The organism is Bacteroides sp. L008, from assembly GCF_040812255.1.
Taxonomy (GTDB): domain Bacteria; phylum Bacteroidota; class Bacteroidia; order Bacteroidales; family Bacteroidaceae; genus Bacteroides; species Bacteroides vicugnae.
On record NZ_JBFNXO010000001.1, the window covers coordinates 3,834,816 to 3,853,005 of the forward strand.

The 18,190-nt window shown below is 43.1% G+C and carries 11 protein-coding genes; 3 read left to right on the forward strand and 8 right to left on the reverse strand.

Features of this window, described 5'->3' with window-relative positions; all coding sequences use genetic code 11:
• Positions 1-9: 9 nt before the first annotated feature.
• The 8 genes from AB3G73_RS15265 to AB3G73_RS15300 form a co-directional block, all read right to left on the reverse strand.
• Positions 10-828, reverse strand: a complete 819-nt coding sequence (locus AB3G73_RS15265; RefSeq protein ID WP_367745185.1) for an FAD:protein FMN transferase — start codon at positions 826-828, stop codon at positions 10-12.
• A 140-nt stretch (positions 829-968) separates the two neighbouring features.
• Positions 969-2,318, reverse strand: coding sequence for a DUF1080 domain-containing protein (locus AB3G73_RS15270; protein WP_148365664.1), 1,350 nt, complete (start codon positions 2,316-2,318; stop codon positions 969-971).
• A 62-nt stretch (positions 2,319-2,380) separates the two neighbouring features.
• A complete protein-coding gene (locus tag AB3G73_RS15275) occupies positions 2,381-3,799 on the reverse strand; it encodes a Gfo/Idh/MocA family oxidoreductase (RefSeq protein WP_367745186.1) in 1,419 nt (472 codons plus the stop codon).
• Positions 3,800-3,825: 26 nt separating this feature from the next.
• Entirely contained in the window at positions 3,826-4,068 is a 243-nt protein-coding gene (locus tag AB3G73_RS15280; protein WP_117932775.1) for a hypothetical protein, read from the reverse strand.
• A complete protein-coding gene (locus AB3G73_RS15285; RefSeq protein ID WP_234133745.1) occupies positions 4,065-5,360 on the reverse strand; it encodes a Gfo/Idh/MocA family oxidoreductase in 1,296 nt (431 codons plus the stop codon). Before AB3G73_RS15285 ends, AB3G73_RS15280 begins: the two co-directional genes overlap by 4 nt.
• Positions 5,361-5,399: 39 nt before the next feature.
• Entirely contained in the window at positions 5,400-6,407 is a 1,008-nt protein-coding gene (locus AB3G73_RS15290; protein WP_367745187.1) for a family 43 glycosylhydrolase, read from the reverse strand.
• A 56-nt stretch (positions 6,408-6,463) separates the two neighbouring features.
• The gene (locus AB3G73_RS15295; RefSeq protein WP_367745188.1) at positions 6,464-10,480 is read right to left on the reverse strand and encodes a two-component regulator propeller domain-containing protein; all 4,017 of its coding nucleotides are present in this window, start codon (positions 10,478-10,480) and stop codon (positions 6,464-6,466) included.
• A gap of 99 nt (positions 10,481-10,579) precedes the next feature.
• Positions 10,580-12,640 carry an acetate--CoA ligase family protein gene (locus tag AB3G73_RS15300; protein WP_367745189.1) on the reverse strand — a complete coding sequence of 687 codons (2,061 nt, stop codon included), beginning with the start codon at positions 12,638-12,640 and terminating at the stop codon, positions 10,580-10,582.
• 897 nt (positions 12,641-13,537) lie between these two features.
• Here AB3G73_RS15300 and metG point away from each other — a divergent pair.
• From metG to AB3G73_RS15315, 3 genes are all read left to right on the forward strand, one after another.
• Complete coding sequence (metG, locus tag AB3G73_RS15305; RefSeq protein ID WP_298044455.1) at positions 13,538-15,577, forward strand: methionine--tRNA ligase; 2,040 nt, start codon at positions 13,538-13,540, stop codon at positions 15,575-15,577.
• A 72-nt stretch (positions 15,578-15,649) separates the two neighbouring features.
• Positions 15,650-17,107, forward strand: a complete 1,458-nt coding sequence (locus AB3G73_RS15310; RefSeq protein ID WP_367745437.1) for a lipopolysaccharide biosynthesis protein — start codon at positions 15,650-15,652, stop codon at positions 17,105-17,107.
• The gene (locus tag AB3G73_RS15315) at positions 17,094-18,155 is read left to right on the forward strand and encodes a hypothetical protein (RefSeq protein ID WP_367745190.1); all 1,062 of its coding nucleotides are present in this window, start codon (positions 17,094-17,096) and stop codon (positions 18,153-18,155) included. The genes AB3G73_RS15310 and AB3G73_RS15315 overlap by 14 nt, the downstream gene beginning before the upstream one ends.
• Positions 18,156-18,190: the final 35 nt, after the last annotated feature.

Consider the following 18,190-nt stretch of genomic DNA (forward strand, 5'->3'; position numbering starts at 1 on the left):
ACCTAACACTTAACAACCAATCAAGAAAAACTGACTTAATACAGAAGAGAATTCAGCCAGCAAAACCTTACGCTGTTCGCTATCAGCGGCAAATAAGCCGGTAGACAAGATTTCCCCTATTGATCCGTCAGTCGTTACTACAGCAATTTGTTTAACGCCTTCCACCAATTTCCCATTTCGGGGAGAAACGATGTGCCGACGATTGGGAGAGTCATTGCCGGAGGTTGTAAGGCATTCGTTGTGAAGAAGTATATCATTAATTTTCCATCCCGAACCTACCGGATGATTACCCAAAGCAAGAATGGAACTGTTTCCCATATTTATCAATGCATTCTCTATCAGAGCCTCATTCAATATACCTCTGATTGTTTCCAAAGCATATCCCTTGAGAAAGCCGGACAAATTGATAGTTACTCCCGGCTGTGAAAAACAGATACTATGATCTCCGGCTGATAAATGTACTGAATGTATTGTGTTCTGGTTATAATTTTCCGAATGAACTGTGACATCAAAGCATCCCAAAGTCTTGCTGTTATATTCCAAACATAAATCGATCATTGAATAAAGTTCTTCGCTAAGAACGACCGGAGAGACAAAGGCTGTCCGGTTAACAACAGACAATTCACTGGCCGGATTATAAAAGTTTGCCATCTTTTCCAACCGGCACAATGCATCATAAATACGATTGACCACAAGCAGTAATTCTCCTTCCGACTTCCGGCTGCATAGGATAATATCCACCCGCGTATGCATGGCAAGAAACCAGGCATAAAACAAGGAATTATCATCATTTGACGGTTTGTATAGATGTTGAATAGTGGTCTGCATCGTATAAAATACAAATTAGGCACGGATTACACAGATTACACGTTTTTTATTTCATTAGCGTAACCGTGAAACCCGTGTAATCCGTGCCTGAAAAATCATAAAAGAGTTTTAACGTATCTCCTAATAACTAGAAAACGGAACTATTTCAGTTCTTTAATCTTTACATTCTTAAACCATACTTCATCTCCATGGTCTTGAAGAAGTATATTACCCTCCTCCGAATTTCCGAAATTAGGCCAGTTTTTATATTTACTGTATGCTACCAATGCATTCCACATATCATTGTTACGATCATATTCAATCAGCTTAACTCCGTTCAACCAATGTTCTACATGATTACCTTTTACAATGATAGTAGCAGTATTGAATTCTTTCTTATTGAAAGGTTTATCTTTTGGAGCCGGAATCAAGTCATACAAAGACCCCAACTTTCTGTTGCCTTTCACACCCAGTTTTGCATCAGGATGCTTGTCATCATCAAGAATCTGGAATTCGCAGCCGATAGCAGAACCTTCACCCTTATTCAGCCCCGGATTTACGAAATATTTAACTCCGCTATTTGCACCTTCAGTAATCTTGAAATCTACTTTCAGAATAAAATTCTTGTATTTACGGGTAGTCACAATATCACCACCATTAGCAGATTCAGCTCCACCACTCTTCATTACTTTCAGAATACCATTTTCTATCTTCCAGCCTTTTGCAGGGAAAGTAGAAAGTTTAGCACCTCTCCATCCGTCAGTAGTCTTGCCATCCCATAATAGAGCCCAGCCTTCTTTTGCTTCGCTAGGAGAAATCGTGTTGGCAATCAGATTCACTTCCGGTGCAGCTTGCGCTTCCGATGTCTGATAGCGCTCTACGTCCGTCGTACAAATGCGGATATTCTTCCAGCTAACTGTTTTTCCTTCATCTGCTGCATTTCCAATAGCATGTACTTGCAAAGCGATGAAACCTACAGGAGTCATGTCATCCCAGATATTAGCACAAGGTACTCCGTTTATCCAGGTACGGATCGAATTACCAACAGCTTCAATACGGGCTTTATTCCATGCGTTATTCTTAAAAGCAGTTTTTGCCGACGGATTCAGCGTCAAAGGATAAAGCCAGTTTCTACGTGCCTCATCATAAATGCCACCCGACCAAGCACGCTTAGAAGGATCAATCTCAAACTGATAACCGTGTACGCGACCTTTCTTATAGTCTTTCTTACTTTCACTGCGAAGCTGTACACCGGAATTTAAACCATCATCTATCTTGAAGTCAAATTCAAGAATAAAGTCACCATAATTCTTTGTAGTTGCCAAGAAAGTGTTGGGAGTTCCCATCTTAGATACACCGACAATGGCATCATCTACAATTTTATACTCGGCTTTGCCATTCAATTTCTTCCATCCTTTCAGGTTTTTCCCGTTGAAAAGAGGTTCCCAGTTTTGTGCACCCAACGAAGCGGCACAAAATAAAAGTAAAGTTAATACAATATTTTTCATGATTATTTATTGGTCCTTCTCCATCCCCTTCTCCTGGAGAAAGGAATGGAAAAAGCTGTTTTTATTTATAATTTATAAAATTCATCCCAACCCTTACGCGGCGGAAGTCCCGCCAACATGGCATTAGCAAATTCATTATTTGTAATCTGCTTCGTGCGGCTATCAAAGAACAGCTGTGTATTAAGACGTTGAGCCATTACACCCAGTGAGAACACCTGACTCAAAACACCGTTGATTTCGAACGGTGAGCGCGTCTTTTCAATGCCATTACATGCCAATAAGAAGTTCTCGAAGTGATTGGAAGGACTTTTAGGAACCTCCGGTAATTTGCCAGCCATCTCTTTCGCTTTCTCTTCCGGAATAATAGACAAAGTACTTCCATGAGTACCCCCTTTGAAAATTAAATCTTTCGTATAAATAATCTTTCCCGGATTCAATTTAGCCGCAGGAGTATCTCCCTGATTCGTCACAGGAATGTTCGGATCCAATCCCGAAACTCCATAACCGGCAGGAATAGGAGGAAGATTATCCAGACCGTCATACCAGGTAATGTCTACCGGTGGCATTCCTTTACGTTGCGGGAAACGGAAGAGAATCGTGGAAGAATAAGGGAAGAAATAATCATTATGACCATTTGCGTATTGCATGGTGACTTCATAAGGCAATCCCAGTTCCAGGAATTCGTGAGCCGTATCGAGGATATGTGCCCCCCAGTCGCCCAATGCACCCATACCAAAATCATACCAGCAACGCCATTGTCCTAAATGATAGTCTTTATTGTACTCGTGATAAGGGGTAACTCCAAGCCAGGTGTCCCAGTCCATATCTTTCGGCAGTTGCTGTCCCGAAGGAAGTTTATAGATATTAGTATCCCATTTATGCCAACGCCGCGGGTTATTCATATGGGCAGTGATAGCGGTAACATCTTTGATAATTCCCGCATCCATCCAAGCTTTAAACTGGAAATAGTTTGCTTCAGAATGTCCCTGATTTCCGACCTGGGTAACTAAGTTAGGACGTTTAAGCGCAGCCTGCATCAACAACTCGGCTTCGTAGAAAGTACGCGCCAGTGGTTTTTCTACATATACGTGTTTTCCGGATGCCAATGCCAGCATGCTGATCGGGAAATGTGAATGGTCGGGAGTAGCAATCGCTACAGCATCAAACTCATTACCTGCTTTATCAAACATCTGGCGGAAATCCCTGAACTGTTTTGCTTTCGGATATTTAGCCATTATCTTTTGCGTATGTTTGGCACCCATGTCCACATCACATAACGCTACCACTTCTACCATACCTGTCCGCGCAAAATCTTCAATAATCTGCTCCCCGCGGTTACCAATACCGATATAAGCTATCTTTACCTTGTCACCCCTTCCTTTCTTGGGTGAAATCGTTTGAGCATGCAGCAAGTCACCTGCTCCCAACGCCAATCCGGCAGAAGCCATTGACATCGTTTTCAGAAAATCTCTTCGTGTTACCATAAGTTATTTATTTTCATTGATATTGATTAAGTTCGTGAACGAGTAAACAATGCCCGTAGCCCATAAAACAAGAGACGCAAAATCCCCCAAAAAGCATAAAGCACAAAAGCAAATATGATGATATAGAAAATAGAGGTTATCATCTCCGTAAATGGCGCATGATAAGCAATAATTGCATAGAGGTGTATCAAATTGGATACTACGAAACAAATAAGTAAAGTGATTAACTCTATTTTCTTTCGTCGTGCGGTTACAATCGTGTCTTTCATACTGCTTCGGGTGTTTTTACAGATTGATGGTTCAGATAATCTATTTTATATTCATCGGGGAAATAGAGCGTCCGCTCTTCCTCCAATGCCTGATGTCCCAGCAAACAAAGCATACTTGCATAGTATCCTTCTTCCGCTATTTTTTCCGGTTGTTTCTGTGTTATGACGGCTTCAACGAACGCTTCCAGCAATAAGGATGTACCGTCACTCTTGGGACGTTCTCCAATAATAAATTCTCCTTTATTCTCGTTTGCTGTTTCCGGAGCCCAGCTCGTTCCTGCAAAAGGAAGAGAATCGAAAACTTTGTTTTCCCAATCATTCACCATCTGCAAGAAAGCCGGTGCAGGAGCCACATTCTCAAAATAATATTTTCCTTTTTCCGGTTCTACCGTGCCGAGGTTACCCATGATCTGTTCTTCCAGTCCATAGAACTTATTGGAAATAACGGAGTCAAATGTCATCTTCACCCCATCATCAAAGACATATATACAACTCACATTGTCATACACATCTCTACCATCCTTCCAATAAGTAATGGCACCATGCCCCATTACCTTCTCGGGAATCTTACGCAAAGCCCAACTTCCAATCTGAAGCTGGTGGCAAGCAAGTTCCGTCATCAGTCCTTTCGAAAATTCCTTATAAAGACGCCAGTTTATCAGACGTTCCAGATTAGGTGAAGGCACCGAGCGTCTCCAATCGCCATTCCGGTTCCAGAAAGTACGGATTGCATTTATTTCACCAAAGGTACCCGCATGAATCATCTCCATCGCTTTGATGTAACGAGGATCGAACAAACGTTGTTGCCCTGTGAAGAAAATCTTCCCTGTGCTACGGTGCTTCTGATACATACGGTAACACTCTTCCATCGTAAAGCCTATCGACTTCTCACAGAACACATGCTTTCCTGCGTCGAAAGCATCCAATACGATTTTACAATGCGAGCTAAGAGGAGTAGCTACGAGTATGGCATCTATCGACTTATCTTCCAGCACTTCCCGGTAGTCACCATATACTTTGGCATTAGGGACAAGCTCCAACGCTTTTTCGATAGATGGTTTATAAATGTCACACAATGCTACGATCTCGACTTTGGGATTCTTAGCCAAAAATCCCATTAAAAAACGTCCTCGGGAACCAGGACCGATAATTGCCAGACGACACTTTTCGTTTGAGGTGTTCGTCACCTCCGAAAAAGCAGAAAGCCAAGGGCTCGCTGCAAGAAGAGTGCCAGCCCCGGCCATGCCTAAATTCTTTAGAAAATCCCGCCTGCTAATAGGGGTATGTTTCATGCTTGTGGTATTTAAGATTATAATTAGTTTATCTGAAAATCAGTTATTAAATACAGGTGCTTTTTGTGTTTCGTAAGAAGGAGCTTCACCTTCCACATAAGGCCATCCTTCTTTATCCCACTTGATCTGGTCCAGCAACAGGATACGTCCATTCTCCGGAGCCGATCTTGAAAAGCCATGATACAAAAGCCAGTCTTGCCCCGCATCATCCCGGATAATCTGTGAGCCATGTCCATTGCCTACAAAATGGTCATTCGCACCTATCACCAAAGAATAACCATTCTTCAACATCGGTTTGCCCGACTTATCTTTATATGGTCCCCAGACTTTTTTAGAGCGGCCCACTATAACTTTATAAGTACTCCTAATCCCCTCGCAACAACTTCCGATAGAGGCAAACATATAATAATAATCGCCGTGCTTATGAATATAGGCAGCTTCAAAAGCAGTTCCTGCTATTCTCTTTTTTTCCGCTCCCGGCTTCAATGACAGACCATCTTCAGTCAGCTCAATAACATATATTCCCCGGAAGCTTCCCCATACCAGATAGTTTCTCCCTTCATATTGCAGGAAGCTGGGATCAATCGAGTTCTGTACACCGATCTCATTACTACGGAACATCTTACCATGATCCGTAAAAGGTCCCTGTGGAGAGTCGGCCGTAGCTACTCCAATTCCACACGTCTGTTCTCCTCCCCACACCGACATCGCATAATAAAGTACATATTTATTGTTGATATAATTGATGTCCGGTGCCCAAATCCCAGCTTTAGGTTCAAATCTGGGACGAGTTTTATTTGTGAATGCCGTGTTACAAAAAGTCCATTGCACCAAGTCTTTCGACTTCATGATCGGAACGTTTCTGGTAGACTCGGTAGCATACACATAAAAATAACCATCCGCAGCCTTAATCACTGTAGGATCAGGCATAGCAATATCTACAACCGGATTCTTATAGCTCACTGCAGATTTCGTCTGTGCTTTGCTCTGCGAAAAACAAGTACCCACCATGAAAACGAAAACGAACAAATTTACATACTTTTTCATCAAATCATTCTTTTAAAAGTTCCTTTTTACCTTATCTTTATAGCTCTAAATCAATATTAACTTACAAAATCTTTTGGTAGCACTCCAAATTGTTTTTGGAAACACTTGGCAAAATAAGACGGAGAATTGAATCCTACCATGTAGCAAATCTCATTCACCCGGTTTTTTCCCTCTTTCAATAATTGGGCAGCTCTTTTCAGACGTTCCAGACGAAGATATTCATTCGGGCTCAAATCCAGCACTCCTTTTATCTTCCGATAGAAATTGGAACGGCTCATATTCAAGCTATCCGCCATATCATCCATACTAAATTCCGGATTACTATAATTCATTTGAATCACCTCGTTCAGCTTCTTTATAAAATCTTCATCGGCCTTCGTCAACGCCATCGTATTGGCTGCCACAAAAGGAGACTGTGCAAAAGCCTTACGCAATTTCTCCCTGTTCTGGATAAGGCTGGAAGCACAAGCCTGCAAGTATTCCACAGAGAAAGGCTTCTCCAGATAAGCATCGGCCCCCAACTCCATTCCTTCTATCTTAGACTGGATATTTGTCTTCGCAGTCAACAGGATGACGGGGATATGGCTATAATTCAAATCCGACTTAATCGTCTTACACAATTCAAAACCATCCATCACAGGCATCACAACATCACTAACCACCAAGTTCACATAATTGCCGTCCAACACTTGCAACGCTTCCGCACCATTGGTAGCAGTCAATACTGTATATTCTTTCGACAGCTGGCGCACTACAAAGGCAAGCATATCCGGATTGTCTTCCACAACCAGCACTGTAGGTCGGTTATCTTTCTTTTCCGGCTCCCCGGCAGGAATCTCACTCATCTTGTCTACTTCACCTTCCGGTTCCGGAGTCAAGGTAATTGTCATATCCTGAACAATCGGTAAGGTCAGACAGAAAGTATTGTTTTTCTCTCCTTCTCCCATAGCCAGTGTCCCTTGATGCAACTCGGCCAATGAACGGGAAAGAGCCAGGCCGATTCCAGTTCCGGTAGTCACCTTTCCGTCTTCTTTTTCATTGAAACGAACGAAAGGCTTGAATATTTCCTCCTTCATCTCATTGGGAATAATCACTCCATCATTTTCCGTACGAATACAGAATGAATTGTTATCATCCGTTTCCGGCACTTCCAAAGATATGTGTACATAGCTTTCAGCATACTTCACCCCATTATTCAACAGATTACTGATAATCTTCGTAAACGCTTCCCGGTTCACATGTGCATAGAAGTCCTTTTCAGGCACTTGCAAGGTGAACTCCAGGCCTTTCTGTTTGGCAAGAGAAGTAAAACGCACATGAGTCTCTTTCAATACCTCCGTTACATTGCATTTCGCAAAATTCAAACGGAATCCCTGACTTTCCGTTTTACGGAAGTCAAGCAACTGATTAGTCAAGTTCAACAGCCGTTCCGTATTCTGCTTCATTACATTCAAGTCTTCCCGCGTTTCCGCATCGACCTGTTTCTTCAATATAATGTTTTCCAATGGACCTTTAATCAGCGTCAACGGTGTACGTATCTCATGGGCCACATTCGTAAAGAAATCAATCTTTGCATGGTAGACTTCACGCTCTTTCTCCTGCTCGAATTTCTCCATCTGCCTGCGGTGCTTGCTGTTACTACGTCTCTTGAAGTACATAACCGTATACAGGGAACAGCCGATAATCAGCAAAGCATACACACAATACGCCCATATAGAGAGATAGAAAGGAGGAAGAATATGTACCCCTAATGACACTTCGTTGTCACTCCATATACCATCACTGTTAGCAATCTTCACCCGGAAAGTATAATCACCATAACGAAGATTGGAATAAGTAACGATAGGGCTTTCGCCAACCGTCAGCCAATCCGTATCAAAGCCCTCCAGTTTATACATAATCCGGCTCGTTTTCGGAGCCTGGAAATCCAATGCTGCTACACGGAAAGAAAAAGAGTTCTGATTGGATTGAAGCACAAGCTGGTCGGAGAAAGTTATACTCTGCTCCAACGGAGATCCCGGTTCGCCGGCATATACCTCCTTACCAAACAGGAAGAAATCAGTAATGGCAACAGACGGAATGAACTTATTCTCCGAGAAATTCTTAGGATTAAAAGCGATAAAACCATCAATGCTACCCAAATAGATCGTACCATCCTCGGTCTCAAAGCTTGAACGATAATTAAACTGATCGCCCAACAAACCATTGGAGGTGGTATATACTTTCATCACTCCAGTGGTAGGTCGGAAGCAAACCAGACCGTTGTTAGTTGTCAACCACAAAAATCCATCTTTGTCCTCCACAATCTGGTATACAACATCGTTCGGCAATCCGGCAGACAAATTATAATTGACGAATGTTTCTGTTTCCGGCTGAAAACGACAGAACCCTCCTCCTTGGGTAGTCAGCCAGATTTGCCGGTGAGAGTCTTCAAAGATGCTCAATACTTTGTCATACGGAAGGCTCTTCGGATTATTTTCATCGTGCAAATAGTTCTTCCATTTCTTTTCGCTCACATTGTAGCAATAAGCTCCATTTGCATAAGTTGCCAGCCATAGATTACCGCCGGAATCTTCCTTTATATCATATACAAACCTGCCGTTCAGTTCCGGTATCCGGTCGAAATCATCAGACTGTTTATTATATCGGAGCAAGCCGAATAAAGTTCCCAGATAAATATCACCTGTCGTTGTACGGCAAATAGAGAACACACTATTGTCTATCAATGAACGGGGAGAATCTGTTTTCTGATAGGTTTTCACAATAGCCCCTGTATGCGTATCCACCACTTTCACTCCTTTTGAGAAGGTTCCTACCCAAAGATAATTATCAATCAAACACAACCCATGCACATTTGTAAAAGCACTGCTAGGTGTAAAAAAGGAGAAAGTCTTGGTCCTCGGATTGAAACGGTTCAAACCACCGTCTTCCGTACCAATCCACAGAATACCCTGATTATCCAGGCAGAACTCACGTACCCGTTTTCCATGCAAACCATTATCTGTTCCTTTCGGATAATATTTTTCGAAATACGTATAAAAACGCGGATAGTAGTTCACACCGCCAAAATAAGAACCGATCCAAATGCCGCCCTCACGATCCTTGCACAATGAATAGATAGCATTATCGGACAAAGAATAAGGATCGTTAATCGAGCTGCGCAAATGAACATATTTGGCCGTCCGGAGATTATAAATATAAAGTCCCGATTCTGCACCAATCCACAATTCATTGTCAGAAGCAACCAGCAGTTCACGACAAAAAACAGACTCTCCACTTTCATCCTCCGAAAGCAAGTCATGCAGTTTGTTGGAAGTCAGGTTCAACTCTTTCACTCCTCCTTTTAAAGAACCTACATATAGACAATTATATGCTCCTCTCACCAGAGATGTCACGACATCATTGGCATAGATTTCCCGATTATCTACGGGCGAAACATAAGGCTGAAGAGTTTTTAAACGGTCTTTCGAATAAAAAAGCCCGTCACCATAGCAACCGATCCAGAGAGTTCCGCTATTATCGAAGACAAAAGACTGGATATTGGTGGTAAGAAAAGAAAAATTCTTTAATGTATAGTTCCGGAGTTTTCCTTCCTCCAGGTCATAACAAAATAACCCCTGTGATTCTACCGCCACCCAGACACATCCTTTGTTGTCTCCGGAAATTGCAGTTACAGTATGTTCTATTTTAGTGTTTTCCTCACTCAATTCGGCAAAGTGCCGGAAAGAATCTTTTTCAGGATGATAGATATAAAGTCCTACATCGGTACCTACCCAGATATCTCCTTTCGCATCTTCATAAAGTGCTGTGATAAAATTATTACCGATGCTCCGCCGCGTACGGTCATCATGTTTGAATCTACGGAATGACAAACCGTCATATCTATTCAAGCCATCTTTTGTACCGAACCACATAAAACCTTGTCTGTCCTGCAAAATTGCATTGACCGTATTCTGGGATAATCCGTTTTGTACACTAAGATTTTTAAAATAGTAATGTTCGTCCGCCATTTGTGCATGGCAGCCTATCTGATAGCCTATTAAACAGATCAAAAGTATTAGAACTTTCTTCATAAACATACGTGTTTTCTATCTTTCCGTTTGAGTTACCAAATGTAGGCAAAATCACAGCGGAAAGATAGTAAATATGTCTCAATGAATGAAAGAATAGTCCTATTTTTCTATCCTGATACGCGCGTCAACTGCTATAACTGCCTTTTGCGTAGCTAAAAGCGGATTTATATCCATTTCTTTGATTTCTGTAGCGAAGCGTAACAAAGTGGACAAACGAACAATAATTTCAGCAAACTTATCTTCGTTGACTCCTTTTTGTCCCCGTGTTCCCTGAATGATTTTATAGGCACGCAGCGAATGAATCATTGAGTAGGCTTCTTCGTAGGAAAGCGGAGCCAGACCGGAAGACACATCCTTCAGCACCTCCACAAAAATACCTCCCAAACCGCAAAGTACCACATGACCGAACTTCTCTTCATACTTTGCACCGATAAACAGTTCCGTACCTTTCAGCATCGGCTGTACCATAATCGCCTTTGCATCAGGAATCTGCATCATACGGTCGAATTCCAGTGCCAAATGTTGCTCGCTTTTGATGTTCAGAACTACACCACCGACATCCGATTTATGCACAGGACCAACGACTTTGGCAACTACCGGGAATCCGCACCGACGGGCAAAGGCTACTATCTCCTCTTTATTATCGGAAACAAACTCATCTACCAGCGGAATACCGGCAGCATGCAGTAATGCTTGTACGTAATTGGGAGCAATATAGCCATTCTCCGGAATAGAATCGATAATGCGACGAATCCTCGGTACATCTACTCCGAACAGTTCAATTTCAGGAACTGCCGGTTTAGGAACATTGACAATACGGGAAAGAGCAGTGCCCAAGGTCACCTCATCTGCAAAATTCACGTGTCCTTTTGCCAGGAAGGCGGCAACCTCTGCCCCGGCTGTATTAATAGAAGGAAGGATGGGAAAAATTGGTTTCTTGCAAGTCTGCATCTTCTCATGAAGCACATCATACATTTCAAACATGGTAACCAGTCCCGGAGTTCCGAAGATGGCCATCATGGCGTCTATATTGTCGAGTTTCTCCTCGCAGTAGTCAATGCAAAGACGCAGATGCTCCGGTGTTCCGGTAGCCAGAATATCAATAGGATTCCCGACGGCAGCACCGGGGAACAGTTGAGCTTTTAGTTCTTCGGCTATTTCTCCTTCCAGTTTAGGAACATTCAGCCCGCCTTTACTCAACGCATCTGTCAGCATCACTCCCGGCCCTCCGGCATGGGTGATAATGGCAAAATTCTTTCCTTTCAATTCGGGCAAAGTAAACACGCAACCTACGGTAGTCAATTCCTCACGAGAGAAGCACCGCACAATCCCCGCTTTACGGAACAAAGCCTCCACTGCCGAATCGGAACTGGCAATTGCGCCTGTATGAGAAGATGCCGCCCGGCTTCCGCTCTCCGAACTGCCAGCTTTGATTGCTGCAATCTTGCATCCTTTTCGAATCAAAGAGGAGGCATGAAATAACAACCGGTCCGGATTCTGAATACTTTCAATATAAAGTAGTTTCAGACGGGAATCTTTTTCAGGATCAAAGTTTTCATCCATAAATTGCAATACATCTTCTACCCCGATCTGCTTGGCATTTCCCACCGACCAGACAGAATTAAATTGCAAACCTTTTGTCACAGCACTTTCCAGAATAAATACCGCCGTAGCACCGGAACTGGAAATCAAATCCACCCCTTTCGGATTCAAATTAGGAATTGGCTGGCTGAACACACTATGATGCCATGTATTCATCAATCCGATACAATTAGGTCCAATCAATGAGGCCCCGTATTTATTGACTGTTTCCAGAATGCGTTCTTCCAACAATGCCCCTTCGTGAGTCTCTTCACCAAAACCTGCCGAAAGTATGATAAATGCTCTGGTCTGTTTCTTACTAGCCAATGTTTCTACTATATCAGGACACATCGAGGCAGGCACAGCCAACACCGCTAGATCTGTATCCGGCAGATCATTCACATCCGCAAAAGCGGGAACTCCCTGCACCTCCTTCTCCTTCGGATTCACCGCCCGAAGTTCTCCCTGATAACCTCCGTTTATCAAATTCTTTAATATTGCGCCACCCGGCTTATGTACATTATTCGATGCCCCTACTACAACAATGCTTTCAGGACGAAGCAACTGGGTTGTTATCATATCATGCTTTGGTTTTCGTTTAACTTAAATACAAATATATTCTTTCTTATGAGAAAAAAGAAAGAAAAAGGGAAGAATTGTATATAAAAACAGACTGTAAAAAAGAAAAAGATTAAGATTACAAATAGATTATACTAACTTTTTGAAAAATGAAGCCGTCATCTCTTCATGAAATTCTGATCATCAGAGATGAAATTATTTTTATGCAGAAAAAACGGATATAAAACTGATGGAGAATCTGGAATATACGCTACAAAGATCAATATGTATCAAAAAAGGGAAAGAGAGACCATTTGCAAATTTCAAATTCACACGAAATAGGGATTAAAACAAATTATATTAATAGTTCAAAGAGATTATATATAAAAAAGAATCAATTATCTCAATTTTACATTTCAAATTAACACCATTAGCATCTCACTATTTCAGGAACAACCAGAAGAAAATTTGTGCCTAAAAGACTCTTTTACCTCTTTGTTTAAAAGCAAAGACATGTTTCTTTCTAACCAATGAATCGTTCCTTTAAAAGCAACAGAAGCTTCCTTTAAAAGAAACAGTGTTCAATTCTGCCAATAATTATACATATTTGCTTATTTATATTCAAATCCACATAATTATCTCTGCATATTCTTACAATATCTTATACATCATTTATTTTATTAGGACGAAGTTTAGATCCTCATATATTGTTTCAATCTTAAAAACAGAACATGCGAAAATAAATCCAACATATCAGCAAATAGCTTTATGTTAGAATAGCTATCAAGTTTACATCATTCTTATGAGACAACCACGGCTATGAGAATGAAAAATCTGTGTTAATCCGTGTAATCTGTGGTGAAAAGTCACTATCTTTGCACATTGCAAAGCTGAAAACAACAAAAATCACACTATATAATGGAAAAGAAATTCAAAAGAACCACCGTCACATCGGCACTGCCGTATGCGAACGGTCCTGTCCATATCGGTCACCTAGCGGGTGTATACGTGCCGGCAGATATCTATGTGCGCTATCTGCGTCTGAAAAAAGAAGATGTATTATTCATCGGAGGTTCGGACGAACACGGAGTGCCTATCACCATCCGTGCCAAGAAAGAAGGAATTACTCCACAGGATGTAGTAGACCGCTACCATTCGCTGATTAAAAAATCATTCGAAGAATTCGGTATCTCATTCGACGTGTATAGCCGCACCACTTCACCGACGCATCACCAACTGGCTTCGGATTTCTTCAAAACATTATACAACAAAGGCGAATTTATCGAAAAAACGTCCGAACAATATTACGACGAGGAAGCAAAAACATTCCTTGCCGACCGTTATATCACCGGAGAATGTCCTCACTGCCATTCGGAAGGCGCTTACGGCGACCAATGCGAAAAGTGCGGAACCTCGCTTTCTCCTACAGATCTTATCAACCCGAAAAGTGCTATCAGCGGTAGCAAGCCGGTGATGAAAGAAACCAAACACTGGTATCTTCCTCTCGACAAGCATGAAGCATGGCTGCGCAAATGGATTCTGGAAGATCACAAAGAATGGCGTCCGAACGTATACGGTCAATGCAAAAGCTGGCTCGACATGGGTCTGCAACCACGTGCCGTGAGCCGTGACCTTGATTGGGGTATCCCTGTTCCCGTAGAAGGAGCAGAAGGAAAAGTGCTCTATGTATGGTTTGACGCTCCGATCGGATACATCTCCAACACCAAAGAACTTCTTCCCGACAGCTGGGAAACATGGTGGAAAGACCCTGAAACACGTCTGATTCACTTCATCGGAAAAGATAATATCGTATTCCATTGCATCGTATTCCCTGCCATGCTGAAAGCAGAAGGCAGCTATATCCTGCCGGACAACGTGCCGAGCAACGAATTCCTCAACCTCGAAGGAGATAAGATCTCTACTTCCCGCAACTGGGCCGTATGGTTGCACGAATATCTGGCTGATTTCCCCGGAAAGCAAGACGTACTCCGCTACGTACTGACCGCCAACGCACCGGAAACGAAAGACAACGACTTCACTTGGAAAGACTTCCAAGCACGCAATAACAATGAACTGGTAGCCGTATACGGCAACTTCGTAAACCGTGCAATGGTGCTGACTCAAAAATACTTCGACGGTCGCGTACCCGCACAGGGCAGCTTAACCGACTACGACAAGGAAACGCTGAAAGAATTCGCAGACGTGAAAGCAGAAGTAGAAAAACTGCTCGACGTATTCAAATTCCGCGATGCACAGAAAGAGGCCATGAATCTGGCACGTATCGGAAACAAATACCTGGCCGACACCGAACCGTGGAAACTGGCTAAGACAGATATGGAACGTGTAGGAACCATCCTCAACATTTCCCTGCAACTGGTTGCCAACCTTGCCATCGCCTTCGACCCGTTCCTGCCGTTCAGCTCGGAAAAACTCCGCAAAATGCTGAACATGGATACTTTCGAATGGTCTGAACTTGGACGTGACGACCTTCTTCCCGTAGGCCACCAGTTGAACAAACCGGAATTATTGTTCGAGAAGATTGAAGACGCTACTATCGAAGCACAGGTACAAAAATTGCTCGATACAAAGAAAGCAAACGAGGAAGCCAACTACAAAGCCAATCCTATCCGGGCAAACGTTGCCTTCGAGGATTTTGAGAAACTGGATATCCGCGTAGGTACCATTCTTGAATGTCAGAAAGTGCCGAAAGCGGATAAATTGCTGCAATTCAAAATCGACGACGGACTGGAAACACGTACCATCGTATCAGGTATTGCCAAGCATTATCAACCGGAAGAACTGGTAGGCAAACAGGTTTGCTTCATCGCCAACCTTGCTCCGCGCAAACTGAAAGGTATCGTCAGCGAAGGCATGATTCTTAGTGCCGAAAACAACGACGGCAGTCTGGCAGTTATCATGCCGGGACGTGAAGTGAAGCCGGGTAGCGAAGTAAAATAATAAAATTAGAATAGGGAATACATGAAAAGGCTATGCGTGATGATAGCTTTTCATGTATTCTTTGCAAATAATATGAGCGAGAATCAGTCACTAAAAGAAAAGACAGCCAAAGGACTATTTTGGGGAGGATTCAGCAACGGCATACAGCAATTGCTAAATCTGCTTTTCGGAATATTCCTCGCGCGATTGCTCACTCCGTCAGATTATGGAATGGTGGGAATGTTGGCCATCTTCTCCCTCATTGCCAGTTCGATACAGGAAAGTGGTTTCACAGCTGCCCTTGTTAATAAGAAAGAAGTGACGCACAATGATTACAATGCCGTATTCTGGTTCAACGCGGCCATCAGTCTGTCGCTGTACCTGCTGTTATTCCTCTGTGCACCGCTTATCGCTGACTTTTACGATACTCCCGAACTGACACCATTGGCACGTTATTCTTTTATCGGCTTCTTCATTGCCAGTCTGGGAATATCCCACAGCGCCTATCTCCTGCGTAACCTGATGGTCAAACAGCGGGCATTATCTTCGGTTATCGGACTCACCGTGTCCGGAATCACCGGAGTCACTCTCGCCTACTTTGGTTTCTCTTATTGGGGTATTGCTACGCAAAGCATCGTTTACGTAACCATCAACACAGCCTGTTACTGGCATTTCACCCGTTGGCGACCGAGCTTGCAATTCAACTTCACCCCGATTAAGGAAATGTTCGGATTCAGTGGGAAACTACTGGTTACCAATGTATTCAATCACATCAACAACAATCTGTTTTCCGTGATACTGGGTAAATTCTACAGCGAAAAAGAAGTAGGATATTACAACCAAGCCAATAAATGGTGCGGCATGGGACAACTCTTCATCTCCGGCATGATAAACGGAGTGGCGCAACCGGTACTCACCAAAGTGTCCGACGACCTTGAACGGCAAAAACGGGTATTCCGCAAAATGCTGCGTTTCACCGCTTTTGTCTCGTTTCCCGCCATGTTGGGATTGGGAATCGTATCGGAAGAGCTGATTATCATCACCATCACCGACAAGTGGTATTCCAGCATATTAATCATGCAGATACTGTGTATCAGCGGAGCCTTTGCTCCCATCGCATACCTCTATCAGCAGCTGATTATCAGTAAAGGAAAATCCCGCATCTATATGTGGAACACCATAGCGCTCGGCATCATCTTACTGTCAAGCGTTCTATTAGCCCACTCTTATGGGATCTTTACCATGCTCACCGTCTATGTATCCATCAATATATTGTGGCTACTGACATGGCACTACTTCGTACACTTGGAAATAGGATTAAAGCTTCGCCATGCCCTGATGGACATACTTCCTTATGCTGCCATTGCGGCTACGGTTATGGTAATCACCTATTACACCACCCGCTCCATCGAGAATATTTATCTCCGCCTGGCAAGCAAGATAGTGCTTGCTGCAGCACTCTACATAGCAGCCATGTGGGGCAGCCGATCGGTTACTTTTAAAGAAAGCATCCAATATTTCATCAAAAAGAAGACACATGAACCCAAATGACCTTGCCACCCGATACCTCCTTCTGAATAGTTCTTTCAAAAAGACGATGATTTATCACATAGGCATAGATGCCGGTTTCTTCACCGAATATACCTATATGCTTCACGCAATGCTTTATTGCCTGCAACACAAAATACAGTTCAAGCTCTACTCCGACGACGCCAACTTCGGATGGGAAAAAGGTTGGGAAGATTGTTTCGCCCCCTTCTGCGAGCAAGTGCACGAACCGTTTCATCACACCTATAACACCCATCGCCTCCCCTCCTGGCAGGCATTGATGAAAGACAAAAAGCTGCCTAAGACGAAGTTACTGAAATGGAAACTGAAAGTAACCTGTAAGAACATCATCGGAAAAACGATTGCCTTTTTCACATACGGCAAACCGGTCTTGCTCAACTTTCAACTGACATTCAACCCCAATCAGCACTTCCATATTCCCGAACTGGGAATAGACGGTGACTATCTCCACACCTTCCAAAAACTGACAGAAATCACCTGGAAACTCAACGACACCACCGCACAGGAATGTTGCCAATGTGCCGCCGACCTGCAACTTCCGCCCCAATACGCAGGATGCCAGATACGGGGAGGAGACAAGATCACCGAAACCAACCTGCTTCCACCGGAACACTACATACGGCTTATTAAAGAAAAGACCGCCATACGCGACGTCTTTGTATTAACGGACGATTACCGCCTTTTCGAACAAGTGAAAACCCTTGCCCCGGACATACACTGGTACACCCTTTGCAGCCCCGACGAAAAAGGCTATGTCAACAGCACCTTCACACAAACCACCAAAGAGCTGAAACAGAAACAAATGACACGTTTCCTTTCCTCAATACAGATATTGATGGACGCCTCCGTCTTTATAGGAAGCATCACCACCGGTCCCAGCCTGTTCCTATTGAAGAAATTCTATCCGGACATCCATCCGGCAGACTGTCTGCTCAAAGATTTCCCACAAGCATCCGTCCTCCCCATCCCGGGACGCGGACAAGTGGCCACCGAATTTATACAAGGAAACCCAACATGCAAGGAAACTTAAAATGATAGTAACTCAAAGTTATAGTAACTTAGCAA

Excerpts from the sequence above, each read along its gene's own strand:
- AB3G73_RS15265 (WP_367745185.1), bottom strand. The coding sequence starts at position 828 with ATGCAGACCACTATTCAACATCTATACAAACCGTCAAATGATGATAAT.
- AB3G73_RS15275 (WP_367745186.1), bottom strand. The coding sequence starts at position 3,799 with ATGGTAACACGAAGAGATTTTCTGAAAACGATGTCAATGGCTTCTGCC.
- AB3G73_RS15280 (WP_117932775.1), bottom strand. The coding sequence starts at position 4,068 with ATGAAAGACACGATTGTAACCGCACGACGAAAGAAAATAGAGTTAATC.
- AB3G73_RS15285 (WP_234133745.1), bottom strand. The coding sequence starts at position 5,360 with ATGAAACATACCCCTATTAGCAGGCGGGATTTTCTAAAGAATTTAGGC.
- AB3G73_RS15290 (WP_367745187.1), bottom strand. The coding sequence starts at position 6,407 with ATGAAAAAGTATGTAAATTTGTTCGTTTTCGTTTTCATGGTGGGTACT.
- AB3G73_RS15295 (WP_367745188.1), bottom strand. The coding sequence starts at position 10,480 with ATGAAGAAAGTTCTAATACTTTTGATCTGTTTAATAGGCTATCAGATA.
- AB3G73_RS15300 (WP_367745189.1), bottom strand. The coding sequence starts at position 12,640 with ATGATAACAACCCAGTTGCTTCGTCCTGAAAGCATTGTTGTAGTAGGG.
- metG (WP_298044455.1), top strand. The coding sequence starts at position 13,538 with ATGGAAAAGAAATTCAAAAGAACCACCGTCACATCGGCACTGCCGTAT.
- AB3G73_RS15310 (WP_367745437.1), top strand. The coding sequence starts at position 15,650 with ATGAGCGAGAATCAGTCACTAAAAGAAAAGACAGCCAAAGGACTATTT.
- AB3G73_RS15315 (WP_367745190.1), top strand. The coding sequence starts at position 17,094 with ATGAACCCAAATGACCTTGCCACCCGATACCTCCTTCTGAATAGTTCT.